This is a genomic window from Pseudomonas sp. URMO17WK12:I9, from assembly GCF_900230165.1.
Classification (GTDB): Bacteria; Pseudomonadota; Gammaproteobacteria; order Pseudomonadales; family Pseudomonadaceae; genus Aquipseudomonas; species Aquipseudomonas fulva.
In genome coordinates, this window is the sequence record NZ_OCMQ01000001.1 from 565,360 (window position 1) to 589,765 (window position 24,406).

The 24,406-nt window shown below is 62.1% G+C and carries 20 protein-coding genes and 1 pseudogene; 4 read left to right on the plus strand and 17 right to left on the minus strand.

The annotated features are described in order from the left end of the window. Positions 1-25: 25 nt before the first annotated feature. Together hyi and gcl are read right to left on the minus strand one after the other, a co-directional pair. Positions 26-808, minus strand: coding sequence for a hydroxypyruvate isomerase (gene hyi / locus CRP40_RS02625; protein WP_027915991.1), 783 nt, complete (start codon positions 806-808; stop codon positions 26-28). A 49-nt stretch (positions 809-857) separates the two neighbouring features. Beyond that, the gene (gene gcl / locus CRP40_RS02630; RefSeq protein WP_027915992.1) at positions 858-2,633 is read right to left on the minus strand and encodes a glyoxylate carboligase; all 1,776 of its coding nucleotides are present in this window, start codon (positions 2,631-2,633) and stop codon (positions 858-860) included. Positions 2,634-2,879: 246 nt separating this feature from the next. Here gcl and CRP40_RS02635 point away from each other — a divergent pair, with 246 nt between their 5' ends. Beyond that, on the plus strand, positions 2,880-3,320 hold the full coding sequence (locus tag CRP40_RS02635; protein ID WP_023535891.1) for a heme-binding protein: 441 nt from the start codon (positions 2,880-2,882) through the stop codon (positions 3,318-3,320). Positions 3,321-3,401: 81 nt separating this feature from the next. Here the strand turns inward: CRP40_RS02635 and CRP40_RS02640 are convergent, their stop codons facing one another. Together CRP40_RS02640 and poxB are read right to left on the minus strand one after the other, a co-directional pair. Continuing rightward, entirely contained in the window at positions 3,402-4,013 is a 612-nt protein-coding gene (locus CRP40_RS02640; RefSeq protein ID WP_027915993.1) for a TetR/AcrR family transcriptional regulator, read from the minus strand. Positions 4,014-4,138: 125 nt separating this feature from the next. After that, positions 4,139-5,863 carry a ubiquinone-dependent pyruvate dehydrogenase gene (poxB, locus tag CRP40_RS02645; protein ID WP_033695150.1) on the minus strand — a complete coding sequence of 575 codons (1,725 nt, stop codon included), beginning with the start codon at positions 5,861-5,863 and terminating at the stop codon, positions 4,139-4,141. 301 nt (positions 5,864-6,164) lie between these two features. Here poxB and CRP40_RS02650 point away from each other — a divergent pair, with 301 nt between their 5' ends. After that, complete coding sequence (locus CRP40_RS02650) at positions 6,165-7,085, plus strand: DUF808 domain-containing protein (protein WP_027915995.1); 921 nt, start codon at positions 6,165-6,167, stop codon at positions 7,083-7,085. A gap of 53 nt (positions 7,086-7,138) precedes the next feature. Here CRP40_RS02650 and CRP40_RS02655 read toward each other — a convergent pair whose 3' ends face one another. The 7 genes from CRP40_RS02655 to puuE form a co-directional block, all read right to left on the minus strand. After that, positions 7,139-7,921: an outer membrane protein OmpK gene (locus CRP40_RS02655; RefSeq protein ID WP_027915996.1), complete on the minus strand. Its 783-nt coding sequence runs from the start codon at positions 7,919-7,921 to the stop codon at positions 7,139-7,141. Positions 7,922-8,275: 354 nt separating this feature from the next. Further along, on the minus strand, positions 8,276-9,061 hold the full coding sequence (locus CRP40_RS02660) for an outer membrane protein OmpK (protein WP_027915997.1): 786 nt from the start codon (positions 9,059-9,061) through the stop codon (positions 8,276-8,278). A gap of 133 nt (positions 9,062-9,194) precedes the next feature. Then, the gene (locus tag CRP40_RS02665; protein ID WP_023535929.1) at positions 9,195-10,550 is read right to left on the minus strand and encodes a nucleobase:cation symporter-2 family protein; all 1,356 of its coding nucleotides are present in this window, start codon (positions 10,548-10,550) and stop codon (positions 9,195-9,197) included. A 159-nt stretch (positions 10,551-10,709) separates the two neighbouring features. Next, entirely contained in the window at positions 10,710-12,023 is a 1,314-nt protein-coding gene (locus CRP40_RS02670; RefSeq protein WP_027915998.1) for a urate hydroxylase PuuD, read from the minus strand. Positions 12,024-12,082: 59 nt separating this feature from the next. After that, the gene (locus tag CRP40_RS02675) at positions 12,083-12,586 is read right to left on the minus strand and encodes an ureidoglycolate lyase (RefSeq protein ID WP_023535901.1); all 504 of its coding nucleotides are present in this window, start codon (positions 12,584-12,586) and stop codon (positions 12,083-12,085) included. A 49-nt stretch (positions 12,587-12,635) separates the two neighbouring features. Beyond that, the gene (gene uraD / locus CRP40_RS02680; RefSeq protein ID WP_027915999.1) at positions 12,636-13,151 is read right to left on the minus strand and encodes a 2-oxo-4-hydroxy-4-carboxy-5-ureidoimidazoline decarboxylase; all 516 of its coding nucleotides are present in this window, start codon (positions 13,149-13,151) and stop codon (positions 12,636-12,638) included. Next, positions 13,151-14,077: an allantoinase PuuE gene (gene puuE, locus CRP40_RS02685; RefSeq protein ID WP_027916000.1), complete on the minus strand. Its 927-nt coding sequence runs from the start codon at positions 14,075-14,077 to the stop codon at positions 13,151-13,153. The genes uraD and puuE overlap by 1 nt, the downstream gene beginning before the upstream one ends. A gap of 372 nt (positions 14,078-14,449) precedes the next feature. On the opposite strand from puuE, the gene uraH reads away from it, so the two are divergent. Then, the gene (gene uraH / locus CRP40_RS02690; protein ID WP_027916001.1) at positions 14,450-14,803 is read left to right on the plus strand and encodes a hydroxyisourate hydrolase; all 354 of its coding nucleotides are present in this window, start codon (positions 14,450-14,452) and stop codon (positions 14,801-14,803) included. Positions 14,804-15,380: 577 nt separating this feature from the next. Here uraH and CRP40_RS22135 read toward each other — a convergent pair. Together CRP40_RS22135 and CRP40_RS02700 are read right to left on the minus strand one after the other, a co-directional pair. Further along, a pseudogene (locus tag CRP40_RS22135) lies at positions 15,381-15,614 on the minus strand (RHS repeat-associated core domain-containing protein); the annotation flags it as partial. Between the two features lie 166 nt (positions 15,615-15,780). Next, positions 15,781-17,130, minus strand: a complete 1,350-nt coding sequence (locus CRP40_RS02700; RefSeq protein WP_027916002.1) for an NCS2 family permease — start codon at positions 17,128-17,130, stop codon at positions 15,781-15,783. A gap of 299 nt (positions 17,131-17,429) precedes the next feature. Between CRP40_RS02700 and CRP40_RS02705 the strand changes: the two genes are divergently transcribed. Next, the gene (locus CRP40_RS02705) at positions 17,430-18,185 is read left to right on the plus strand and encodes a GntR family transcriptional regulator (protein ID WP_027916003.1); all 756 of its coding nucleotides are present in this window, start codon (positions 17,430-17,432) and stop codon (positions 18,183-18,185) included. A 32-nt stretch (positions 18,186-18,217) separates the two neighbouring features. Here the strand turns inward: CRP40_RS02705 and guaD are convergent, their stop codons facing one another. The 4 genes from guaD to xdhA all read right to left on the minus strand — a co-directional run bounded on the left by guaD (position 18,218) and on the right by xdhA (position 24,308). Continuing rightward, entirely contained in the window at positions 18,218-19,528 is a 1,311-nt protein-coding gene (guaD, locus tag CRP40_RS02710; RefSeq protein WP_027916004.1) for a guanine deaminase, read from the minus strand. Positions 19,529-19,538: 10 nt separating this feature from the next. After that, on the minus strand, positions 19,539-20,384 hold the full coding sequence (xdhC, locus tag CRP40_RS02715) for a xanthine dehydrogenase accessory protein XdhC (RefSeq protein ID WP_027916005.1): 846 nt from the start codon (positions 20,382-20,384) through the stop codon (positions 19,539-19,541). Positions 20,385-20,464: 80 nt separating this feature from the next. Then, a complete protein-coding gene (xdhB, locus tag CRP40_RS02720) occupies positions 20,465-22,861 on the minus strand; it encodes a xanthine dehydrogenase molybdopterin binding subunit (protein ID WP_027916006.1) in 2,397 nt (798 codons plus the stop codon). After that, a complete protein-coding gene (gene xdhA / locus CRP40_RS02725; protein WP_027916007.1) occupies positions 22,854-24,308 on the minus strand; it encodes a xanthine dehydrogenase small subunit in 1,455 nt (484 codons plus the stop codon). The genes xdhB and xdhA overlap by 8 nt, the downstream gene beginning before the upstream one ends. Between the last annotated feature and the right edge of the window lie 98 nt (positions 24,309-24,406).

Genomic DNA, 24,406 nt, shown 5'->3' on the forward strand with positions numbered 1-24,406 from the left:
TCGTTGTTCGCGTTCCCGGTGGGGCTCAGATCGCGTTGTGTGATTTCAGCCAGCCGAGGCCTGCTTCGGTGGTGGTCAGTGGCTTGTACTCAGCCCCCACCCAGCCCTGGTAGCCGATGCGGTCCAGGTGCTCGAACAGGAAGCGGTAGTTGATCTCGCCCGTGCCCGGTTCATGGCGGCCAGGGTTGTCGGCCAGCTGCACGTGGTTGATCAGCGTGAGGTTGGCTTCCAGCGTGCGCGCCAGGTCACCTTCCATGATCTGCATGTGGTAGATGTCGTACTGCAGGAACAGGTTGTCGCTGCCCACCTCGGCCTGGATGGCCAGCGCCTGCTCGGTGGTGGTGAGGTAGAAGCCTGGGATGTCGCGGGTATTGATCATTTCTATGACCAGACGAATACCGGCGGCCTGCAGCTTGTCGGCGGCATAGCGCAGGTTTTCCACGAAGGTCTTGCGCACGGTGGCGCAGTCCGGGCCGTCTGGACGAATCCCAGCCAGGGCGTTGACCTGGGTGTTGCCCAGTACCTTGGCGTACTCGATGGCCTTGTCGACACCTGCACGGAATTCTTCGACGCGGTCGGGGTGGCAGGTGATGCCACGCTCACCCTTGGACCAGTCACCTGCGGGAAGATTGAACAGCACCTGGGTCAGGCCATGGGCCTTGAGCTGCGCCTGGATTTCGTCAGCGCTGAAATCGTAGGGGAACAGGTATTCGACACCACTGAAACCGGCGTCGGCGGCGGCCTTGAAGCGGGCCAGGAAGTCCTGCTCGGTGAACAGCATGGACAGGTTGGCAGCGAAGCGAGGCATGGTTGTCTCCTTGCGTTGAGAGCCCCGGACCAGCCGGGGCGTCAGGCGATCAGTCCAGCAGCGAGATGGCGGTCGGCGCGTCGTTGCCGACCAGGGCGAGGTCTTCGAATTCGTTGACCGCGTTGATCTCGGTGCCCATGGAAATGTTGGTGACGCGTTCAAGAATGATCTCGACCACGACCGGCACGCGGAACTGCTCGGCCATTTGCCGTGCCTTGAGCAGGGCAGGGGCGATGTCGGCCGGCTCGAATACCCGCAGGGCCTTGCAGCCCAAGCCTTCGACCACGGCTACGTGATCGACGCCATAGCTGGCAGCGTCGGTGGCGTTGATGTTCTCGAATGCCAGTTGTACACAGTAGTCCATGTCGAAACCACGCTGAGCCTGGCGAATCAGCCCCAGATAGGCGTTGTTCACCAGCACGTGGACGTAGGGCAGGTTGAACTGCGCCCCGACGGCCAGCTCCTCGATCATGAACTGGAAGTCGTAGTCGCCAGACAAGGCCACGACCTGGCGCTTGGGGTCGGCCTTGACCACGCCCAGTGCTGCAGGAATGGTCCAGCCGAGCGGGCCGGCCTGGCCGCAGTTGATCCAGTGCCGTGGCTTGTACACGTGCAGGAACTGCGCACCGGCGATCTGCGACAGCCCGATGGTGCTGACATAGCAGGTGTCCTTGCCGAACACCTGGTTCATCTCCTGGTACACACGCTGAGGCTTGACCGGTACGTTGTCGAAATGGGTCTTGCGCTGCAGGCTGGCCTTGCGCTGCTGGCAGTCTTCAAGCCAGGCCTGCCGGCACTTGAGTTTCCCGGCGGCTTGCCATTCCCTGGCGACTTCCAGGAACACATCCAGGGCTTTGCCGGCATCGGACACGATGCCCAGGTCCGGGGTGAACACGCGGCCAATCTGGGTCGGCTCGATGTCCACATGCACGAATTTGCGGCCTTCGGTGTACACGTCCACGGAACCTGTGTGGCGGTTGGCCCAGCGGTTGCCGATGCCCAGCACCAGGTCGGACTTGAGCAGGGTGGCGTTGCCATAGCGATGAGAGGTTTGCAGGCCGACCATCCCGACCATCAGCGGGTGGTCATCGGGGATGGTGCCCCAACCCATTAGGGTCGGGATCACCGGCACACCGGTCAGTTCGGCGAATTCGACCAGTTTGTCGCTGGCGTCGGCGTTGATGATGCCGCCGCCTGCAACGAGCAAGGGCCGCTCGGCTTCGTTGAGCATGGCCAGGGCTTTTTCGGCCTGGACGCGCGTGGCCGACGGCTTGTGCACGGGCAATGGCTCGTAGGCATCAATGTCGAATTCGATTTCAGCCATCTGCACGTCGAATGGCAGGTCGATCAGTACCGGGCCGGGGCGGCCGCTGCGCATCTCGAAGAACGCTTTCTGGAACGCGTACGGCACCTGGCCAGGCTCCAGCACGGTGGTTGCCCACTTGGTGACGGGCTTGACGATGCTGGTGATGTCCACGGCCTGGAAGTCTTCCTTGTGCAGGCGGGCGCGCGGCGCCTGGCCAGTGATGCACAGGATCGGGATGGAGTCGGCGCTGGCGCTGTAAAGGCCGGTGACCATGTCCGTGCCAGCTGGGCCGGAGGTGCCAATGCAAACGCCGATGTTGCCCGGGTTGGCACGGGTATAGCCCTCTGCCATGTGCGAGGCGCCTTCGACGTGGCGAGCGAGGACGTGATCGATGCCACCCACTTTCTTCAGGGCCGAGTACAACGGGTTGATGGCAGCCCCTGGGATGCCGAACGCAGTCACGACGCCTTCACGGCGCATGACCAGTACGGCTGCATCGATTGCTCTCATTTTGCTCATGATTTGTGCCTCATCGATTTTGTAATTGTATACAACCTGTGTTGCGATTCAGTGTATTCACGGTCAGGTGATCAGGTCAATGGGTTTTGATCGGGTAAGTCGATGCGGCCGTGAAATGGGGTGATTGCGCTATCGAATACGATTGGATCTAAATATTGTATACAAAAATATTTTCGGTTGTGTTCTATTGCTGTATCGGTTTTCAACTGCCCTCAGGGCTTCTCACAATAAAAAGAGGACCTTCCCATGAATGCTTTGAACCTGAACCTGGCGCTGAGCCTGGTAAACGCCGCATTGGCTGCTGGGCGGACCATCCAGGCGGCGCCGCTGACGGTGGCGGTGCTCGATGCCGGTGGGCACTTGCTTGCCTTGCAGCGTGAAGACGGCGCGAGCCTTATCCGACCCGAGGTCGCAACGGGCAAGGCCTGGGGGGCGATAGCGCTGGGCAAGGGCTCGCGTCTGCTGGCGCTGGATGCGCAGCAACGGCCGGCTTTCTTCGCCGCGCTCAACGGATTGGGCGAACGTCCGGTCGTGCCGGCGCCAGGCGGCGTGCTGGTGCGTGATCAGGATGGGCGGGTGCTAGGTGCGGTGGGGATCAGCGGGGATACATCGGATATCGACGAGCAGTGCGCGATCAGTGCCATCGAGGCGCTGGGGCTGCGCGCCGATGCGGGCGCGGTGGCCTGACCCGCATCAACTGTCTTTGCTCAATGCCCCAACCTGCGGCGCAGGTGGGCACATTCAGGGCGAACGGCAAGATGGTGCTGCTCAGGCCGGCTCGGGTTCGCAGCCTTTGAGCACCATGCGGATGATGGTTTCGGCCGCAGCGTCGTAGTCGCTGTCGGCCAGCTTGGCCTTGCCGGTGACCGCCGAGATCTGCCAGTCGAAATCGGCGTATGTCTGGGTCGCCGCCCAGATGCTGAACATCAGGTGATGCGCATCGACGTGGGCAATCTGGCCGCGGTCTATCCACTGCTGGATGCACTCGATGTTGTGCCGCGCCTGTTCGTTGAGCTGTTCAACCTGGCTGGGCGACAAGTGCGGTGCGCCGTGCATGATTTCGCTGGCAAATACTTTCGAAGCATGGGGCAGATCGCGGGAGATCCGGATCTTGGAGCGAATGTACGCGCTCAGTACTTCGCGAGGATCGCCATCGGCGTTGAATGGGGTGGAGGCCTGCATGATCGGCGCGATGATGCTTTCCAGCACCTCGCGGTACAGGTTGTCCTTGGATTTGAAGTAGTAGTAGACGTTGGGCTTGGGCAGGCCGGCCTTGGCGGCGATATCGCTGGTTTTGGTGGCTGCGAAGCCCTTGTCGGCGAATTCCTCGCTGGCCGCGCGCAGGATCAATTCCTTGTTGCGCTCGCGAATGGTGCTCATGGTCAGGGATCTTCCTCGTGTCAGGCCACCTCTAGGAGGCAGCCGGCATGGTAGCACCGTGCCCAATGGCGGCTCAAGGCAGCGGCTTTGGGCAGGGCCTTTGCATCCAGTCGCGCGCATAGGCGCTAGCGCAGCAGGTTGGTCTTCGCCAGGTCCAGCACCTCGTCGCCCCGCCCGCTCATCACGGCCTTGAGCATGTACAGGCTAAAGCCCTTGGCCTGCTCCAGCTTGATCGCTGGCGGCATGACCAGTTCTTGGGTGGCGGTGACCACGTCGACCAGTACGGGGCCGTCGTGGGCCAGCGCACGGCGCAGGGCCTGCTCCAGGTCTTCGGAGCGCTCGACGCGAATCCCCAGGATGCCCATGGCATTGGACATGGCGGCAAAATCGGGGTTGTGCAGGTCGGTGCCGGTATCGAGGTAGCCGGCAGCCTTCATTTCCATGGCGACGAAGCCCAGTGACGCGTTATTGAACACCACCACCTTCACGGGCAGCTTGAGCTGCGCGAGCGAAATGAAGTCCCCCATCAGCATGCTGAACCCACCATCGCCACTCATCGAGATCACCTGGCGCCCCGGGAAGGCCGCCTGTGCGCCCATGGCCTGGGGCATGGCGTTGGCCATCGAGCCGTGGTTGAACGAGCCGACCAGGCGACGCTGGCCATTCATCTTCAGGTAACGCGCCGCCCAGACCGTGGGCGAACCGACGTCGGCGGTGAAGATCGCGTCTTCGGTGGCCAGTTCGCTGAGCAGGCGTGTGACATATTGCGGATGGATCGGCCGGTCACCCTTGGAGGGTACCGCCAGATCGTCCAGCCCCTGGCGCGCCTTGTCATAGGCTTTGAGTGCATCATCCAGGAAGCGCCGATCAGTCTTGCGCGTCAGGCGTGGCAGCAGGGCGGTGAGGGTTTCGCCGACATCGGCAGCGATACCCAGCGATAACGTGGCGCGTCGCCCCAGCGCTTGCGGGTCACGGTCGACCTGCACGATCTTGGCGTCGCTCGGGAAAAACTGCCGGTAGGGAAAGTCGGTGCCCAGCATCACCAGCGTGTCGCAGCCGAGCATGGCGTGGTAACCGGAACTGAAGCCGATCAAGCCCGTCATGCCGACGTCGAAGGGGTTGTCCCATTCCACATGCTCCTTACCGCGCAGCGCATGGACCACTGGTGCGCCGAGTGCATCGGCCAGGGCCACGACCTGGTCGTGCGCACCTGCGCAGCCGCTGCCGCACAGCAGGGTCACCTTGTGGCTGTCTTGCAACAATTCGGTCAGGCGCTGCAGATCGACGTCCGTGGGCAAAATGCGTGGCTGCTGCAGGGTAGGCCAGGCCGCCGGTTTCTGCTCGACCTCCAGCAGCGAGACGTCACCGGGGATCACCACCACCGCCACACCGCGATTGAGGATGGCCGAACGCATGGCCCGGTGCAGCACCTGCGGCATTTGCGCAGGGTTGCTGACCAGTTCGATGAAATGGCTGCATTCCTTGAACAGTTCCTGCGGGTGGGTTTCCTGGAAGTAATTCAGGCCAATCTCCGAGGAGGGGATCTGCGCGGCGATGGCCAGCACGGGCACCCGGTTGCGGTGGCAGTCGAACAGGCCATTGATCAAATGCAGGTTGCCCGGCCCGCAACTACCCGCGCACACCGTCAGCTCACCGGTGACCGCTGCCTCGGCACCGGCGGCGAAGGCCGCAACTTCCTCATGGCGCACGTGCATCCACTCGATGCTGTCCATGCTGCGCAGGGCGTCGGTCAGGCCATTGAGGCTGTCGCCGGTCAGGCCCCAGATCCGCTTGATACCGGCTTGTTCGAGTGTCGAGGCCAACTGCTGGGCCATGTTGAGCTTTGCCATGGGTACTCCTGGTGCGAATGGAAGAATGTGATCGATGGGATAGAGACAGGCGCTTGGCCACGGCTGTTCGTTTGCGTCCATGAACGAATCGTCATGCGCGCTGCCCCGTGCCTGACGCTGCCCTGAAACCCATGTGTGCGTCCTGGGTCATCTGCCGCCGGCAGGCCACGGCACGCGCGCGCCCGGCAGAACTGTTCCGCCACCGGCCGGTCTGTATGCCATCGTGATTGCCCTGGGAGCGCCTGGTTATTCAGGCGCTTCAGGATGATGAAATCGCACGCGTCTACTAAGGATGAATGGAATGGCTGGCAGCAGTTTTTTTGCGTTGTTGGATGACATCGCGGCCCTGTTGGATGACATCTCGTTGATGACCAAGGTCGCGGCCAAGAAGTCGGCCAGCGTACTGAGCGATGACTTGGCCGTTAACGCCGAGCAAGTAACAGGCATGAAGGCCGATCGCGAACTGCCGGTGGTATGGGCCGTATTCAAAGGCTCTCTGAAGAACAAGGCCATCCTGGTGCCGTGCGCTCTGATCCTCAGTGCGGTGCTGCCGGCGGCGGTCAAATGGCTGCTCATGGCCGGCGGCCTGTACCTGTGCTACGAGGGCTTCGAGGCGATCAAGGACAAGTTTTCCCGCAGCGAGCATGGCGCGAAGGGGCAAGGGAAAAAAGCGCTTCCCAAGACCCCCGAGGAACTGGCCGCGTATGAAAAACGCAAGGTCAAAGGGGCGATCAAGACCGACTTCATCCTGAGCGCGGAAATCATCGTCATTACCCTCAACGTGGTGGCTGAGGCCCCGCTGTACCAGCAGATTCTGACCTTGGTCTTGATCGCCTTGGTGATGACGATTGGCGTGTACGGGCTGGTCGCTGGCATCGTGCGGCTGGACGACGCAGGGTTCGCCCTGGCGAAATCCAAAGCCCAGGGTATGTGGGGTCGCGCGGTCAGAAAGCTGGGTGAAGTGCTGGTGTCGGCCGCGCCTTTCCTGATGAAGGCGCTGTCCTGGATCGGCACGGTCGCGATGTTTCTGGTCGGCGGTACATTCATTGCTGAAGGCATTGCGCCACTTGAGCACGTCATCGAAGGCTGGGTCGCGCACAGCGGAAGCTGGGAAGCAGTGGCCAAGCTCGTCGTGTTCGGGGTTGTCGGGGCTGTCGCTGGCGGCCTGACAGCGCTGGTGGTCGGCGGATTCTCTTGGGTTCGCGCACGCGCTACCGGCTGAGTGACAACGCTTGGGCAAAGGGGCCGCCAGGCGGCCCCGTCATCATGCCGTGATCAGAACAGCACCTTGACCAGGAAGCTCATGGTGTTCTGGTCAGTGGTGAAAGCGCCGGAATCCTTGATGCCGTATTTGTTCTTCCAGTAGTCGTATTCCACACCCACGTACAGCTGCTTCTCGCCCAGGTGCATGGCTTTGCCCAGGTCATACTTGATCTGCGGGTTGAAGTGCAGGTTGGCGTGGTAGGTGCCACGGCGGTTTTCATCGTTGTCCACCACCCAGTCCATGAAGCCATCGATCAACACGTCGGAGGCGCCGACCGGAATGGTGTAGGCCCACACCGGGGTGATCTGCCAGACATTGTCACCAGGGCGGCTGCCGTCGGTGGTGCGCTGGTAGAAGTTCAGCTGGAAGTAGTCGAAGCCTGGGATGTCCAGGTCGAAGCCGGGGCCGATCAGGTAGGCTTCCGTGTCGCCCTCGCCAAACTCGTAGGTCATGGCCAGCAGCACGTCCTTGACCGGCCCGAAGGACAGCTTCTGATCGAAGATCTTGTTGAACGACAGCCGCGGGCTGATCTCGCCGTAGTAGGTGTTGGGGCCGTTGCCGGCGTCCTTCTGGCCTTGGTAGAAGATCTTGTCGACGAACAGGAAGTTATCGCCGTACTTCCAGCCGTCGGCGTGCTCGAAGGTCAGGGTCTGTTGGGTCGACGGGTTGACCTTGAAGTTCTTGCCCCACAGGTAGGTCAAGCTGTTGCTCTGCCACTGCAGCAGGTCGCCGGCGAAGGTGGTGCCACAGGCCAGCAGGCCGCCGGCGAGGATCAGGCTGTTGATGGTACGCATTGCGGATGTCGCTCCCTTGGTTGATCTGTTGTCAGCGCTCGGTGTTGGCGCTTTTTCTGTCTTTGTAGTCAGCTTTTTTCGATGGGCCACAGCTGTCTGGCAAGGGTTGAGCCAACTTCTTCCCGGTTGGCGAAACCGTCCTGCTCGACGTCGTTCTGAACGGATGAAAAGGGTCTTTCAGGCTGGCAACACGTTGGCCAACCGCCCGAATTCATTGACTGAGCGGTCAGTAAACGCAGGCAGAATCCGTCCTGCCCTGATCGAGGGGGCGCGCAGATTACTGGCTTGCGCGCCTGGCCTCAAGTGCTCCGTCATGGAGCACGGTGGAGCAAACCTGTGCATGTGGTCAGGTTGTCAGAAGTGTACCTTGATCAAGGCACTGGCCACGCTCTGATTGCTGTCCAGGGCGCCCCGGCTGTCGATGCCGTATTTGTCTTTCCAGTAGCTGTACTCCAAGCCCACGTACAGCTGCTTGTCGCCCAGGCTCAGCGCCTTGCCCAGGTCGTATTTCACCTGCGGGTTGAAGTGCAGGTTGGCGTGATAGGTGCCCCGTCGGTTCTGGTCGTTGTCGGTCACCCAGTCCATGTAGCCGTCTATCAGAATGTCGGATTTGCCCAGTGGCACGGTGTAGGACCAGGCGGGCGTGATTTGCCATACGTTGTCGCCGGGGCGGCTGCCCTCGGTATTGCGCACGTAGAAATTGAGCACGAAGTAATTGAAGCCTGGCACGTCCAGGTCGAAGCCTGGGCCGATCAGGTAGGCTTCATTGTCACCTTCGCCACGCTCGTAGGTCATGGCCAGCAGCACGTCCTTGACCGGACCGAAGGCGAGCTTGCGGTCGAGGATCTTGCCCAGCGAGAAGCGAGGGCTGAACTCGCCGTAGTAGGTGGTCACCCCTTTGCCGGGGTCGGCCTTGCCGTTGTAGAAAATCTTGTCGACAAACAGGAACGTGTCGCCGTATTTCCACTTGTTGGCGTGCTCGAAGGTAAGCGTCTGCTGGATGCCAGGGTTGATCTTGAAATCCTTGCCGTACAGGTAGGTCAGGCTCTCGCCGTGCCATTGCAGCCATTGGCCGGCCTGGGTCGGTACGCTGGCAAGCAGGCTGGTGCCCAGCAACAAGGCGGTGGGGATGTGGTTCATGTGACAGCTCCCGGATGTTGTTCTTGTGGGTTGTCAGGCGCGTGCGCGCCCCGGGCGGCCCACGCGCAGTGGGCCGACGGCACAGCAGTGATTCAGGCGTGAAGCATGGGCGGCCAGGGCGCCGCCCGTAGGCTCAGTGGGGGTGGCAGGGCGCGTTGTGCGCTGCGCGGTCCGCGCCGCCGAGGATGTTGAACAGCACGTTGAGCACCAGCGCACTGACCGTGGCCATGGCGATGCCGCTGTGGGTGATGGGCTCCATCCACTGGGGCATCTGGGCGAAGAACTCCGGCCGTACCACCGGGATCAGACCGAAACCGACGCTGACCGCAACCAGCAACTGATTACGCCGATCGCCGATGTCCGCTTCCTGGAGGATCTTGATGCCCGTGGCAGTGACCATGCCGAACATGGCAATGGACGCGCCGCCCAGCACCGCTGGCGGGATCGAGGCGATCAGGTAGGCCGCCTTGGGCAGCAAGCTGAGCACCACCAGCAAGCCGCCGGCCACCACCGTGACGAAACGGCAGCGTACGCCGGTCATCTGCACCAGGCCGATGTTCTGGGCGAACGAGGAATGGGTGAAGGTGTTGAAAAAGCCTGCGATGAAAGAGGCGCCTGCGTCGCACAGCAGCCCCCGGCGCAGCATGCCTGGGGTGACTTCACGGTCGGTGACCTTGCCCAGGGCCAGGAACATGCCGGTGGACTCGACGAAGATGATCACCACCACCAGGCACATCGACAGGATCGGGGCCAGGCTGAAGGTGGGCATGCCAAAGTGCAGCGGCGTGACCACCTGCAGCCAGGGGGTGGCCCCCAGGCCCGAGAGGTCGACCATGCCGATCGACCCCGCCAGCAGGTAACCCAGGCCCATCCCCACCAGCACCGACACGTTGACCCAGAAGCCCCGCATGAAACGATTGATCAGCAGAATCACTGCCAGCACCAGGCCGGCGACCAGCAGATAGATCGGTGAGCCGAAGGTGGTCGCTTGCTGGCCGCCTCCGGCCCAGTTCACCGCCACGGGGAACAGCGACAGGCCAATGGACGTGATCACCGTGCCGGTCACCAGCGGCGGGAAGAACCTCACCACCTTGGACATGAAGGGCGCGACCAGCATGCCGAAGAAGCCTGCGGCAATGGTGGCCCCGAAGATGCCCTGCAGGCCCACGCCGGGCATGCCGGCCATGGCCACCATGCTACCGACGGCGGCAAAGCTGGCCCCCATCATCACGGGCATGCGAATACCCACAGGGCCGATGCCCAGCGACTGCACCAGGGTGGCGACGCCGGCGACCAGCAGGTCGGCGTTGATCAGAAAGGCAACTTCTTCACGGGACAGGCCTGCAGCCTGACCGATGATCAGCGGTACCGCGATGGCGCCGCCATACATCAGAAGCACATGTTGCAGGCCAACCAGAAAGAGCTGGAACAGGGGCAGGGGCTGTCGCGGCGGCGCTACCGGAATAGACGCCTTGGATGACTCGGACATGCAGCACCTCGAGTTTTGTTTTTATTCTCGGATCCAAGCGGCGGGCGAGCCCAGGCTTCAAATGGCGGTCTTCAACCTGAAGATCGCCTTGTTTGAAGCCTGTGCCAGCGCCTGCGCTCGATGCTTGCGTACGACGTTATGCGGTGTAGCCAATTACGCTCAGTTGACCGGCGCGCCCTTGGCGATCCAGTCGCCTACCAGCTTGCGCTCCTCGGTGGTCATCTGCGTGATGTTGCCCAGCGGCATGATCTGGCTGGCAACCGCTTGCGCCTGGATGCGCGCGGCCTGGGCCTGGATCTGTTGCGGTGTGTCGAACATCACGCCACCTGGAGCGGCGCTGAACAGTGGGCTGGTCGGTTTCGAGGAGTGGCACACGGTGCAGCGTTCCTGGATCACGTGATGGATCTTCTCGAAGCTGTCACCGCCGGCCTGCGCCGTCGCCTCGGCCGGCACCGCCGGTTCGGCGGGCTTGGCCGCGTCTTCGGCGCGGCGCTCGGCGGCCGTTTTGCCGCCCACGGCTGTGGCTGGCAACGGCTGGTATTCGATCTTGGCAGCGGCCTGTTCCGGGCTGACCGGCATTGGCTTGGGACCGGTGACATAGGCCAGGCAGATCATGGCCAGGGCACCGACCGGCAGCGTCCAGGCATACTTGTTGCTGTCGTGACGGGTGTTGAAGTAGTGACGGATCAACACCGCCGCCACTGCGATCCCCGCCAGGATCAGCCAGTTGTACTGGCTGCCGTAGGTGCTGGGGAAGTGGTTGCTGATCATGATGAACAGCACCGGCAGCGTGAAGTAGTTGTTGTGGCGTGACCGCAGCAGGCCCTTGGCCGGCAAGACCGGGTCCGGGGTCTGGTTGTTCTCGATGGCAGCCACCAGCTGGCGCTGGGCCGGCATGATGATACGGAACACGTTGCCGACCATGATGGTGCCGATGATCGCGCCCGTGTGCAGGTAGGCGCCGCGGCCACTGAACACCAGGCTGAAGCCCCAGCAGGCGGCAATGATCAGCACGAACAGCACCGCACCGAGCAGGGCAGGGCGCTTGCCCAGGGGCGAGTCACACAGGAAGTCGTAGACGAACCAGCCCACGACCAGCGACCCAATACCGATCGCCACGCCCTCGGCGCCACTGAGGGTGCTACCCGGTGCCAGCAGGTACAAGGTGGGGTTCCAGTAGAACACCACGCACAGCAGGGCAATACCGGACATCCAGGTGAAGTAGGCTTCCCATTTGAACCAGTGCAGGTTCTCGGGCATTTTCGGCGGGGCGAGCTTGTATTTTTCCAGGTGGTAGATACCACCGCCATGGATGGCCCAGAGGTCACCTGACAACCCATCGCGCGGGTTGCTTCGATTCAGGTGGTTCTCCAGCCAGACAAAGTAGAACGATGCACCGATCCAGGCCACGCCGGTGATCATGTGAACCCAGCGAATGCTCAGGTTCAGCCACTCGTGAAGGTGTGCTTCCACAGTATGTACCTCTTGCCGGTCACAGGCGCGGGCAGTGCCCTGGCATGACCGACCTTTTCTTATTGGTGGGGGTTGAGGATCAGCATCTGTTCCTCGCTGAAGTAATGCTCATCGCAGTTGTTGCCAGAACCACTGCGATCAACCACCAGGAAGTCATCCCGCTTTTCGATCGTCAGCACCGGGTGGTGCCAGACGCCGCGATGGTAATTGACGCCCTGCCTGCCGTTGCTGCGGAAGGCGCGGACCAAGCCTGATACAGGTGCATCGCCAAGTGGCGCGACCACGATCAGAAAGGGGTTGCCGAGCAGCGGAATGAAAGCCTGGCTGCCCAGCGGATGGCGTTCGAGCATGCGCACGGTCAGCGGCATTTCCAGCGCGTCGGCGCGGAAAATACTGATGATCGCCTTGTCTTCAGGCTCGGCGGTCTCGACCGTGGCGAGCTTGTGAAAGCGCATGGTCGAGCCGTTGTTGATCATGAAGTGGTCGCTGCCATCGGTTTCGATCACGTCACCGAAAGGGGCGAAGGCTTCTTTGGTCAGGGGCTCGATCATCAGGGTGCGCATGCGGTTATCTCTTCTATTGTGCGTTGTTCTGTAAAGAATCGTCGGTCGCTTACAGCTGTTGCAGGCGGAACAGGGCGATCTGGTTGATCTGCTTGAGCGCCTCGGCGAACTCGGCCTTCGCATCGTTGTGGATGCGCTGTTCGAACGAGGCCAGGATCTGGTGCCGGTCGCTGCCCTTGACGGCCATGATGAACGGGAACTGGAACTTGGCCTTGTACGCCTCGTTGAGCGAGGTGAAGCGCGCGAATTCCTCGGCGGTGCATTGGTGAATACCGGCCCCGGCCTGTTCGTTGGTGCTCGAGGCGGTCAGTTCACCCTGGACGGCAGCCTTGCCGGCCAGGTCCGGGTGGGCGTTGATCAAGGCCAGTTGGTCGGCGTGAGGTGCGCTCAGCAGGATGTCGCTCATGCGCTGGTGCAGCGCGTGCACGTTGTCCAGTTCGTCCAATTGGCCGAGGTCGTAGGCCTTCTCGGCAACCCAGGGCGAGTGCTCGTAGATGTCGGCGAAGGCGTGAACGAACGCGTCACGGTCAAGGGTGGACGGCTTGAGGGTCTTGAAGGTGGTCATCAGACGGTCTCTTTCTGGTACGGGTGGGTGGCTTGCCAGTGGCGGGCAATGTCGACACGGCGGGCGAACCATACCTGCTCGTGGCTTTTGGCGTAGTCGACGAAACGCTTGAGCGCTGCCAGGCGTGCCGGCCGGCCGACCAGGCGGCAGTGCAGGCCGATGGAGAGCATCTTCGGCGCCTCGGCGCCTTCGGCGTACAGTACGTCGAAGGCGTCCTTGAGGTACTGGTAGAACTGCTCGCCACAGTTGAAGCCCTGGACCTGGGTGAAGCGCATGTCATTGGTGTCCAGGGTGTAAGGGATGACCAGGTGCGGCTTGCCGGTGGGATTGTTCGGCTCCCAGTAGGGCAAGTCGTCGTCATAGGTGTCGCTGTCGTAGAGAAAGCCGCCTTCTTCCATGACTAGCCGACGGGTGTTGGGGCCGGTGCGGCCGGTGTACCAGCCCAGCGGGCGTTCGCCAGTGATTTCGGTCAGGATGCGGATGGCTTCGAGCATGTGCTCGCGCTCCTGGGCCTCGTCCATGTACTGGTAGTCGATCCAGCGGTAGCCGTGGCTGCAGATTTCATGACCAGCCTGGACCATGGCGCGGATGACGTCGGGGTGGCGCTGGGCGGCCATGGCCACGGCGAAGATGGTCAAGGGGATCCCGCTGTCCTTGAACAGCTTGAGCAGGCGCCATACGCCTGCGCGGCTACCGTATTCATAGAGCGACTCCATGCTCTGGTTGCGCACGCCCTGCAACGGCTGGGCCGCGACCATCTCGGAGAGGAAGGCTTCGGATTCCTTGTCACCATGCAGGATGTTGCGCTCGCCGCCTTCTTCGTAGTTGAGCACGAACGACAGCGCAATGCGGGCGTTGCCTGGCCAGTGCGGGTGAGGAGGGTTATTGCCGTAACCGATCATGTCGCGAGGGTAGTCAGCGCTCACTGCAGTCTTCCTTCTTGTACGTGTGGGCAGGGTGGCGGGCCGCGTCGCTGTGTCGCACCACCGGATGCAATGATTGTATACAACTTATGAATTCTTTTGTAAGTCCGAATTTCCGTATTTATGACCAGGTGTCGCGTCTGGATACCTTGCAAGAAACCTGCCCACTTGGTCAGCTAAGCAAGGCGAAGACGCAGTGTCCCGCTTAATTCACGCTGGTGCCATGGCCCACAAGGGCATCGGCTTGGAAAGCAAAAAAATTGTGTACAATTTACGTTGCGAATGTCTTAATTGCGTTCATCCAAGGCGCACGCTGCCCCGATTCGGGTCACTGCCGTGCGTACTTGCCCCTGGCAAACACGAGGCGACAAGCAGATGGGACGTTTGACCACTCACGTACTGGACGCAGCCCATGGCTGCCCAGGCAGCGCAATCAACGTGGAGTTGTACCGTGTCGAAGGCAGCCAGCTGACGCTGGTCACCACGGCGCTCACTAACAGCGATGGCCGCGTCGATTCGCCATTGTTGCAAGGCGATGACTACCGTTCCGGTGTTTACCAGCTGCAGTTCAGTGCTGGTGACTACTACCGCGGGCGAGGCGTGGCGCTGCCTGAACAGCCGTTCCTGGATGTGGTGGTATTGCGCTTTGGCATCGATGCGCAGCAGGAGCACTACCATGTGCCGCTGCTGATCTCGCCTTACAGTTATTCGACCTATCGTGGAAGCTAGTTGGTCGCTAGAAGAATCTTCGTAGGTCCTTGCCCGCTCTCACACTGGCGGGCTTTTTTTCGCCTAGACCTTGGTGTTTTCCAGACGGATGTCCTGTTGCGTATGCGCCAGCGACTTGCCGGTCTTGAGCAAGGCCTGATCTTCCACGCCTGAGACCAACGCACCCAGCAGGTTGAAGCCCATACCGACTATGCGCTGGGCTCCTTGCTCCTTGCTCCTTGCTCCTTGCTCCTTGATCCTTGATCCATTCCATGCTGGCCGCTAAATGCGCAGAGGTGTTGGAAATGCTCCCGCGTTGGGTGCGCTGGGCGATGACGATATAGGCCTGCGCGTGCTCGCTGCTCAGGGAAGTATCACCATGGCTGGCCAGGCGGCTGTTCACGGCGTGCAGCTTTTTTGTGAAAGGGGTAACGGTCGGGAGCCGCGTCGTGTACTCATTGATCAAGGCCCTGCCTCCACTAAAGCTGTGTTCGGGCTGTGGGTTTGCAAACAGCGACTTTCGGGTGAGATCCCAGCTTTCGCCCGCGACCTTCTTGCTCGAAATTAACGACTCCTTGATTCTGCTGGACAGACCAGCCGCTCGACCTGACGGATCGGCCAGATTTACCGGATCACCCAGGCAGTAGGTGTATGCATTGAGCCCACCTTGAGCAAATGGGCTCAGGTGATCGGGGCTATGCAACCTCATCAGTGTCGGGCTGAAGACCCTGTGGCCGTTGCCGAGTGGGTACAGGCCGAAGATCGGATCACTGAACTCGCCGTTGAAGCCCAGTGGACTCGTGGATGTTGGGCTACTGCCGTACGGGGTATAGGTCAGGGCGGCGAATATGGATGTGTGCATCGGCATACCTGCGCTAAGGACGTCCAGTTGTATCAAGCGGCCATGCGGCTTGCACCTGGCAAAAATCCCAGGTTGGTCGGCTTGCAGGCGGTTATGACAAAAGGGCGCCTGAACGCCCTTGGTCGCGGAGAAAGATTCAGAGGAAGACGAACTTGGCAATGAAGATCGCGCACAGTACCCACAAGCTGGCGGAGATCTCCTTGTACTTACCCGTACCGGCCTTCAATGCCACGTAGCTGATGAAACCCAGCGCAATGCCATCGGCCACCGAGAACGTCAGTGGCATCATGATTACGGTGACGATCGCCGGAATGCTGTCGGTCGCCTCGTCCCAATTGATGTGCGCCATGCTGCCCATCATCAGCATCGCGACATAGATCAAGGCACCTGCGGTGGCATAGGCCGGGATCATGCCGGCCAGCGGTGCGAAGAACATGGCGGCGATGAACAGCACGCCCACTACCACCGCCGTCAGGCCGGTGCGACCCCCGGCGGCCACCCCCGCTGCGCTTTCCACATAGCTGGTGACCGGCGGCACGCCGACCACGGCGCCAAACACGCTCGACGCACTGTCGGCCTTGAGGGCCCTGGACAGGTTCTCGATACGGCCGTCGGGGGCCACCAGGTTCGCCCGCTGTGCCACGCCCATCAGCGTGCCGGCGGTGTCGAACATGTGCACGAACAGAAACGCCAGGACCACGCTGATCATGCTCACGTTGAACACGCCCGCCACGTCCATGGCCATCCAGGTCGGTGCCAGGCTGGGCGGCATCGACACCACGCCACCGAACTTCACCAGCCCCAGGCCCCAGCCCGCCAGCGTCACGCCGATGATGCTGATCAGGATCGCCCCGAATACCCGCTTGTAGCTGAGGATGGCGATCAGCAGGAAGCACACCGCCGCCAACAGCGGGCCTGGTTCATGCAGCGAACCGAGCTTGATCAGGGTGGCGGGGCTGTCGACGATGATGCCTGCTGTCTTCAGGCCGATCAGGCCGAGGAACAGGCCCACACCGGCGCCCATGGCATGGCGCAGGCTGACGGGGATGCTGTTGAGCAGCCACTCGCGCACCTTGGACAGCGTCAGGAACATGAACAGCACGCCGGAGATGAAGACCGCGCCCAGCGCCGTTTCCCAGTTGTAGCCCATGGTGCCGACCACGGTGTAGGTGAAGAACGCATTGAGGCCCATGCCGGGGGCCAGGCCCACCGGCCAGTTGGCATACAACCCCATGAGCAGACAGCCGAGGGCGGCGGCGATGCAGGTAGCCACGAAGGCGGCGCCATGATCGATGCCGGCATCGGCCATGATGTTGGGGTTGACGAAAATGATGTAGGCCATGGTGATGAAGGTGGTCACCCCGGCGATCAGCTCGGTCTTGACGGTACTGCCGTGTTGCCTGAGTTTGAAAATGCGCTCCAGCCAACCCGTGGCGGGCGGTGAGGCGATGTCCAGCGTAGGGACTTCGGTTTTGCGGCTTTCCACAGCGAGTACTCCTCAAGTCTTTCTTGTTGTTATGGAGCCCGTGGTCCTGAGCAATGCACTTGGCGGCTCCGCGAGGGCGGCAACTGTCCAGCGGCTTGCAATGTCGCTGGATATTGTTGACCGTAAGGTCAGGAAGTTGCCTGAGCGATTATGCTTTTGTGTACAAAGAAAGCAAATACTGTTTTATGTTTTGTATGCCGGGTGTGGCGAACAATCGCTATATGCGTTAAAGCGCGCCTGCAGAAACGGCTCAGCCTGTGTACAATGACGCCATACTTTCCTTCGTGCCTCGAGAGCCCATGAACGAACAGCTGCAACCCCTGAAAAAACCCGCGCGTACCGGCAAGGCCGGCCGCAGTGGTACCCAGGACGACATTGTCTATGCGCACATCTTCGAGGCCATCCTGGAGCAACGTCTGGCGCCGGGCACCAAGCTCAGCGAAGAGGCGCTGGGCGAGATTTTCGGCGTCAGCCGCACCATCATTCGTCGGGCCCTGTCACGGCTGGCTCATGAGAGCGTGGTGCTGCTGCGGCCCAACCGAGGTGCCGTGGTCGCCAGCCCAACCGTGGAGGAGGCGCGCCAGGTGTTCTTCTCGCGGCGCATGGTCGAGCGCGCCATCACCGAGCTTGCCGTGGAGCACGCCACGGCCGAGCAGTTGGCCGAGCTTAGGCAGATGGTCCGCGAAGAGCGCGACAGCTTTTCTCGAGGGGATCGCGGTGCCGGTATCCGGTTGTCCGGCGAGTTTCACCTCAAGCTCGCCGAAGCGGCCGGTAATGCGCCACTGGTCAGCTTCCAGCGCAGCCTGGTATCGCAGACGTCGCTGATCATCGCCCAGTACGAAAGCGGCAACCGTTCCCATTGCTCGTACGACGAACACCTGCAACTGATCGATGCTATCGAAGCGCGTGACGCCGCCCAGGCCGTCAGCCTGATGATGCATCACATGGACCACATCGACAGCAAGCTGAACCTGGACGAGGAGAGTGCCTCGGACGATCTGCACGCAGTGTTCTCCCATCTGCTGAAAAAGCCCAAGGTCGCGGTCAAGAACTGACCGCTCGCCTGGGCTCGCATCAAGCGCGAACCTTATCCTTCGCGCTGATGCACGCAACGGCCGGCCGCATAGGTTTCACGAACCGTGCGGTCGTCGCCCAGGGTGGTCAACACGAACAACGTCTCCTCGATGCTTCTGGACTGCTGCAGGCGATAGTCCAGCAAAGGCGTTGCCTTGTAGTCCAGCACCACGAAGTCCGCGTCATTGCCCGGGCGCAGGCTGCCAATCCGGTCATCCAGGCGCAGCGCACGCGCACCGCCCAGGGTCGCCAGGTAGAGCGACTTGTAGGGGTGCAGGCGTGCACCTTGCAGTTGCATCACCTTGTACGCCTCATTGAGCGTGTTGAGCAGCGAGAAGCTGGTGCCGGCGCCTACGTCGGTGCCCAGGCCGACATTGACCTTGAAACGCTCCGCCTGGGGCAGGTTGAACAGCCCGCTGCCCAGGAACAGGTTGGAGGTAGGGCAGAACGCGATCGCCGAGCCCGTTTCTGCCAAGCGCTGGCATTCTTCGTCGCACAGGTGCACGCCATGGGCGAATACCGAGCGCTCGCCCAGCAGTTCGAAGTGGTCGTACACATCCAGGTAGCCTTTCTGTTCGGGGAACAGCGACTTGACCCAGTCGATTTCCTGAAGGTTCTCCGACAGGTGCGTGTGCAGGTAGACGCCTGGGTGTTCCTTGAGCAGTTGGCCGGCCCGTGCCAACTGCTCAGGCGTGCTAGTCGGTGCGAAACGCGGGGTGACGGCATAATGCAGACGACCCTTGCCATGCCAGCGCTCGATCAGCGCCTTGCTCTGAGCGTAACCGGACTCGGCGGTGTCGGTCAGGTAATCGGGGGCATTGCGGTCCATCATCACCTTGCCGGCGATCAGGCGCAGGTCCAGGCGCTCGGCTTCCTCGAACAAGGCATTGACCGATTCGGGGTGCACACTGCCGAACACCAGTGCGGTAGTGGTGCCGTTACGCAGCAGCTCCTTGAGAAAGATGTGCGCCACCTGGTCAGCGTGGTCCTTATCGGCGAATTGCTTCTCGCAAGGGAAGGTGTAGGTGTTCAACCAGTCCAGCAACTGCTCACCGTAGGAACCGATCATGCCGGTCTGCGGGAAGTGGATGTGGGTGTCGATGAAACCTGGGGTGATCAATGCGTCCTGGTAGTGCTCTACCGGTATGTCGGCGTCCAGGGTCGGCAACAGGTCACTGGCATGGCCCACGGCCTGGATGCGTCCGCCGTCGATCACCAGCAGGCCGTCTTCGAAATACTCATGGGAAGCGTCCAGGCCGACCTCGGCCGGGTCGGCGATGCTGTGCAGGATGGCGGCTCGGTAGGCTTTGCGGGTAACGGTCATATCTCACTCGTCAAATGGCTTGGCTGCGCCGTGAAGGCGGCAGCAACTGGGCAATGGGGCCGGCGTTGGCGGCAGCATCGTGCTGGCCGAAGCGGGCGTTGTAGGTGGCGATGATTTCGCCGGCGATGGACACGGCGATTTCGATGGGCAGCTTGCCCTTGACCTCGGTCAGGCCCATCGGGCACCGCATGCGGGCCACCACGGCGGCATCGAACCCGCGCTCGCGCAGGCGATGCTCGAACTTGACCCGCTTGGTCTTCGAGCCGATCAGGCCGAACCAGGTGAAATCGTTGCGCTTGAGGATGGCAGCGGTCAGCTCCAGGTCGAGCTGATGGTTATGGGTCATGACGATGCAGTAGCAGCCCGGCGGCAGGTCTGCCACTTCGTCGACCGGCTCCTCGCTCACCACGCGCGTCACGCCAGCAGGGATCTGGGCAGGAAATTCCTGCTCGCGCGAATCGATCCAGCGCACCCGGCAGGGCAGCGCGGCGAGCAAGGGTACCAGAGCCCGGCCTACATGGCCCGCGCCGAATACCGCGATCTGCGCTTGCACGGCGGCCATGGGTTCGAACAACAGCACCGTCACGCCCCCGCAGCACTGGCCGAGGCTGGCGCCCAGGCTGAAGCGTTCCAGATGGGGGGTGCCGCGTTGCTCAAGGAGCATCTGCCGGGCGATATGCAGCGCCTTGTATTCCAGATGGCCGCCGCCGATGGTGTCGTATGAACCGCACGCGCTGACCACCATCTTCGAACCGGCATTGCGCGGGGTGGAGCCGCGCTCCTCGATGATGGTCACCAGTACGCAGGCCTCACCGCGGGCTTGATGTTCGGCCAGGGCGTTGATCCATTGGTGCATATGCAAGATCCTCCTGTGGATGCCAGTTCAGGCCTTCCTGCCGACTTGCCGGCAATGGGGCCCGAACAGGCAACGCACCTTCAATTGTTCACTGCGTCCAGTTCCTGCACCGCAGGTTGCACGGCAGCCGCCTTGCGCATTTGCTCGCAGCCCCACAACACCCGTTCTGGCGTGGCAGGGGCGTCTATGTTCGGCTGCACGCGGTAGTCGGCCAGGCTGGCCACCGCATCCTTGATCGCGCACCAGGCGGCAATTCCGAGCATGAACGGCGGCTCGCCCACCGCCTTGGAATGGAACACCGTGTCCTCTGGGTTCTTGCGGTTCTCCACCAGCTTGACCCGCATGTCCAGCGGCATGTCGGCCACCGCTGGGATCTTGTAGCTGGCCGGCCCATTGGTCACGAGTTTGCCCTTGGCGTTCCACACCAGCTCCTCGGTGGTGAGCCAGCCCATGCCCTGGATGAATCCGCCCTCGACTTGCCCGATGTCGATGGCCGGGTTCAGCGAGTCGCCCACATCGTGCAGGATGTCGGCACGCAACATCTTGTACTCGCCGGTCAGGGTGTCGACGATCACTTCCACGCAGGCCGCGCCGAAGGCGTAGTAGTAGAAGGGGCGGCCCCGTGCCTGGCTGCGGTCATAGAAGATCTTTGGTGTGCGGTAGAACCCGGTGCTCGACAGCGACACCTGACCGAAATAAGCCTGCTGCACCAACTGCTCGAAACTGACGATCTGGTCGCGCACACGCACGTGGCCATTACGGAACTCGACGTCTTCCTCGGTGACCTGGTAATGCCTGGCGGCAAACTCGGTCAAACGCTTCTTGAGAATCTCGGCGGCATGCTGGGCGGCCTTGCCGTTCAAGTCGGCCCCACTGGAAGCAGCGGTGGGGGAGGTGTTGGGTACCTTGTCGGTGTTGGTGGCGGTGATCTGGATCCGGTCGATATCCACCTGGAAGACCTGGGCCACCACCTGCGCCACCTTGATGTTCAGGCCCTGGCCCATCTCAGTGCCGCCGTGGTTCAGGTGAATACTGCCATCGGTGTAGATGTGGATCAGCGCCCCTGCCTGGTTGAGGAAGGTGGCGGTGAAGGAGATGCCGAACTTGACCGGGGTCAGCGCCAAGCCTTTTTTCAGGATCGGGCTGCCGGCATTGAAGCGACCGATGGCCGCTCGCCGTTCGGCGTAATCACTGCTGGCTTCAAGCTCGGCGGTCATTTCCTCGAGCATGTTGTGCTCGACGGTCTGGTAATAATGGGTAACGTTGCGCTCGTCCTTGCCGTAATAGTTGGCCTTGCGCACAGCCAGCGGGTCGCGGCCAAGGTATCGGGCGATATGGTCCATCACCTGCTCGATGGCGACCATGCCCTGCGGCCCGCCAAAGCCTCGGTAGGCCGTGTTCGACGCGGTGTTGGTCTTGCAGCGATGCCCGTGGACGGTGGCATCGCCCAGGTAGTAGGCGTTGTCGGAATGGAACATGGCGCGGTCGACGATCGAGCCGGACAGGTCTGGGGAATAGCCACAGTTGCCGGCCAGGTCCAGGTTGATGCCGTGCAGGCGACCCTGGTCGTCGAAGCCCACGTCGTACTCGACGTAGAAGGGGTGTCGCTTGCCGGTCATGGTCATGTCCTCGACCCGCGGCAAGCGCATCTTCGTCGGTTGCCCGGTCAGGCGGGCGATGACGGCGCACAGGCAGGCCGGGCTCGCGGCCTGGGTTTCCTTGCCGCCAAAGCCGCCGCCCATGCGGCGCATGTCCAGCACCACTTTGTTCATGGGCACATCAAGCACTTCGGCCACCAGTTTCTGCACCTCGGTGGGGTTCTGGGTGGAGCAGTAGACGATCATGCCGCCGTCCTCGGTGGGCATCACCGAGGAAATCTGTGTCTCAAGGTAGAAGTGTTCCTGGCCACCGATGTGCAGGGTGCCTTGCAGGCGATGCGGCGCGCTGGCCAGGGCCGCGGCGCTGTCACCGCGCTGGTGGGTGTGGCTGTCGAGCACGAAGTGCCGCTTGCGCAGCGCCTCGACCACATCGAGCACCGGTTCGAGGTCCTCGTATTCGATGATGGCTGCCATGGCGGCGCGGCGTGCGGTGTCCAGGTCACGTGCGGCCACGGCCAGGACCGGCTGGCCAAAGAACTCGACCTTGTCGATGGCCAGCAAGGGGTCGCCTGCCACCACCGGTCCAATGTCCTTGAGCCCGGGGATGTCCTCATGGGTAATCGCGATGCGTACCCCTTCGAAGGCATAGCAGGGCGTGGTGTCGATGCGCAGGATGCGCGCGTGGGCACGGTCTGCGGTGCGTGCGTAGACGTGCAACTGGTTGGGGAATTCCAGTCGGTCATCGATGTACAGCGCTTCGCCGGACACGTGCTTGTCGGCGCTGTCGTGCTTGACGCTGCGCCCGACCCCGGTGGTCAGGTCCTGGCGGAACAGGTCGGCCATTTCGGCCTGGCTTTTTGCCACATGATGATTAGACATAAGCGGTCACCCGGGTTTCGATGTGCGGCGTTTGCTGTTCGATGAAGTACTTGCGCAGCAGGTTCTGCGCGGTCAGCAGGCGGTACTGCTGGCTGGCGCGGAAGTCGCTGAGCGGGGTGAAGTCTTCGGCCAATGCCTGGCAGGCGCGCTCCACGCTGGCCTTGTTCCAGGGCTGGCCCAGTAACGCGGCCTCGCAGGCACGGGCGCGCTTGGGGATGGCGGCCATGCCGCCAAAGGCGATGCGTGCCCCGTTGACCACACCGTGCTCGATGCTCAGATTGAAGGCTGCGCACACCGCCGAAATATCATCGTCCAGGCGCTTGGAAACCTTGTAGGCGCGGAACGTCCAGTCGTGCCGGGCGAGGGGTACCAGGATCTTCTCGATGAACTCGCTGTCTTGCCGGGCGGTGATGCGGTAGTCGATGAAATAGGCTTCCAGCGGCATCGTGCGCTGGCGCTCGCCCTGGCGCAGGACCACCTGGGCATCCAGTGCGATCAACAAGGGCGGTGAGTCGCCGATGGGCGAAGCGTTGCCGATGTTGCCGCCCAGGGTGCCCTGGTTGCGGATTTGCAACGAAGCGAAGCGATGCAGCAGCGCGCCGAAGTCCGGGTACTGCGCATTCAACGCCTGGTAGCAGTCGGTCAGTGGGGTGGCAGCACCGATTTCTAGGTGGGTGGCGGTCTGCTCGATCCGCTTGAGCTCGGCCACATGCCCCACGTAGATCATCACCGGCAGGGTCTTGTGCATTTGCGTGACTTCCAGCGCCAGGTCGGTACCACCAGCCAGCAGCCTGGCTTCGGGGTGCGAGCTGTACAGCTCGGCCAGGTCGGCGACGGTCAGCGGGACCAGGCAACGTTTGTCGCCACTGTTCAGCTCGCCGGTCTGCGACGGTGCAATGGCCTTGAGGCGGGCGATGGTCTGCGCTTGCTGGGCATCGAACTGATCGTGGCAGGGCTGCCGGCAGCTCTGCCGGGCCGCGTCCAGGATGGGCCGGTAGCCCGTGCAGCGGCACAGGTTGCCCGCCAGTGCTTCCTGGGCCTGATGCACGTCGGCACCCTGACTGTTCTTTTGCAGGGCGAACAACGACATGACGAAACCTGGCGTGCAGAAACCGCATTGCGATCCATGGCAGTCCGCCATGGCTTGTTGCACGCTGTGCAGCTGGCCTTGGTGCTTGAGGTCTTCGACGCTGATCAGTTGCTTGCCGTGCAAACTGGACACGAACGTCAGGCAGGAATTGAGGCTGCGATAGCGCAAGGCATCGTTGCCGGCGTCGTCCTGAGTCAGTTCACCGATCACCACGGTGCATGCGCCACAGTCACCGCTGGCGCAGCCCTCTTTGGTGCCGGGTTTGCCCAACTGTTCGCGCAGGTACTGCAGCACGGTCATGTTCGGGTCCAGGGCGTGCTCGCTGCGCAGCTCCTGGTTGACGAGAAACTGGATCACGGGGATGGCCTCGCAATGGTTTTATTGTTGTTGGGCCGACTCTAAGCAACACCTGTCACGCGGGTCAATGTTTTTCTGACTCAAAGGTCAGGAAATTG

Excerpts from the sequence above, each read along its gene's own strand:
- guaD (WP_027916004.1), bottom strand. The coding sequence starts at position 19,528 with ATGACCGTTACCCGCAAAGCCTACCGAGCCGCCATCCTGCACAGCATC.
- uraD (WP_027915999.1), bottom strand. The coding sequence starts at position 13,151 with ATGACCACCTTCAAGACCCTCAAGCCGTCCACCCTTGACCGTGACGCG.
- CRP40_RS02675 (WP_023535901.1), bottom strand. The coding sequence starts at position 12,586 with ATGCGCACCCTGATGATCGAGCCCCTGACCAAAGAAGCCTTCGCCCCT.
- xdhC (WP_027916005.1), bottom strand. The coding sequence starts at position 20,384 with ATGCACCAATGGATCAACGCCCTGGCCGAACATCAAGCCCGCGGTGAG.
- poxB (WP_033695150.1), bottom strand. The coding sequence starts at position 5,863 with ATGGCAAAGCTCAACATGGCCCAGCAGTTGGCCTCGACACTCGAACAA.
- CRP40_RS02655 (WP_027915996.1), bottom strand. The coding sequence starts at position 7,921 with ATGCGTACCATCAACAGCCTGATCCTCGCCGGCGGCCTGCTGGCCTGT.
- CRP40_RS02635 (WP_023535891.1), top strand. The coding sequence starts at position 2,880 with ATGAATGCTTTGAACCTGAACCTGGCGCTGAGCCTGGTAAACGCCGCA.
- CRP40_RS02650 (WP_027915995.1), top strand. The coding sequence starts at position 6,165 with ATGGCTGGCAGCAGTTTTTTTGCGTTGTTGGATGACATCGCGGCCCTG.
- uraH (WP_027916001.1), top strand. The coding sequence starts at position 14,450 with ATGGGACGTTTGACCACTCACGTACTGGACGCAGCCCATGGCTGCCCA.
- xdhB (WP_027916006.1), bottom strand. The coding sequence starts at position 22,861 with ATGTCTAATCATCATGTGGCAAAAAGCCAGGCCGAAATGGCCGACCTG.
- CRP40_RS02705 (WP_027916003.1), top strand. The coding sequence starts at position 17,430 with ATGAACGAACAGCTGCAACCCCTGAAAAAACCCGCGCGTACCGGCAAG.
- CRP40_RS02665 (WP_023535929.1), bottom strand. The coding sequence starts at position 10,550 with ATGTCCGAGTCATCCAAGGCGTCTATTCCGGTAGCGCCGCCGCGACAG.
- CRP40_RS02660 (WP_027915997.1), bottom strand. The coding sequence starts at position 9,061 with ATGAACCACATCCCCACCGCCTTGTTGCTGGGCACCAGCCTGCTTGCC.
- hyi (WP_027915991.1), bottom strand. The coding sequence starts at position 808 with ATGCCTCGCTTCGCTGCCAACCTGTCCATGCTGTTCACCGAGCAGGAC.
- gcl (WP_027915992.1), bottom strand. The coding sequence starts at position 2,633 with ATGAGCAAAATGAGAGCAATCGATGCAGCCGTACTGGTCATGCGCCGT.
- CRP40_RS02640 (WP_027915993.1), bottom strand. The coding sequence starts at position 4,013 with ATGAGCACCATTCGCGAGCGCAACAAGGAATTGATCCTGCGCGCGGCC.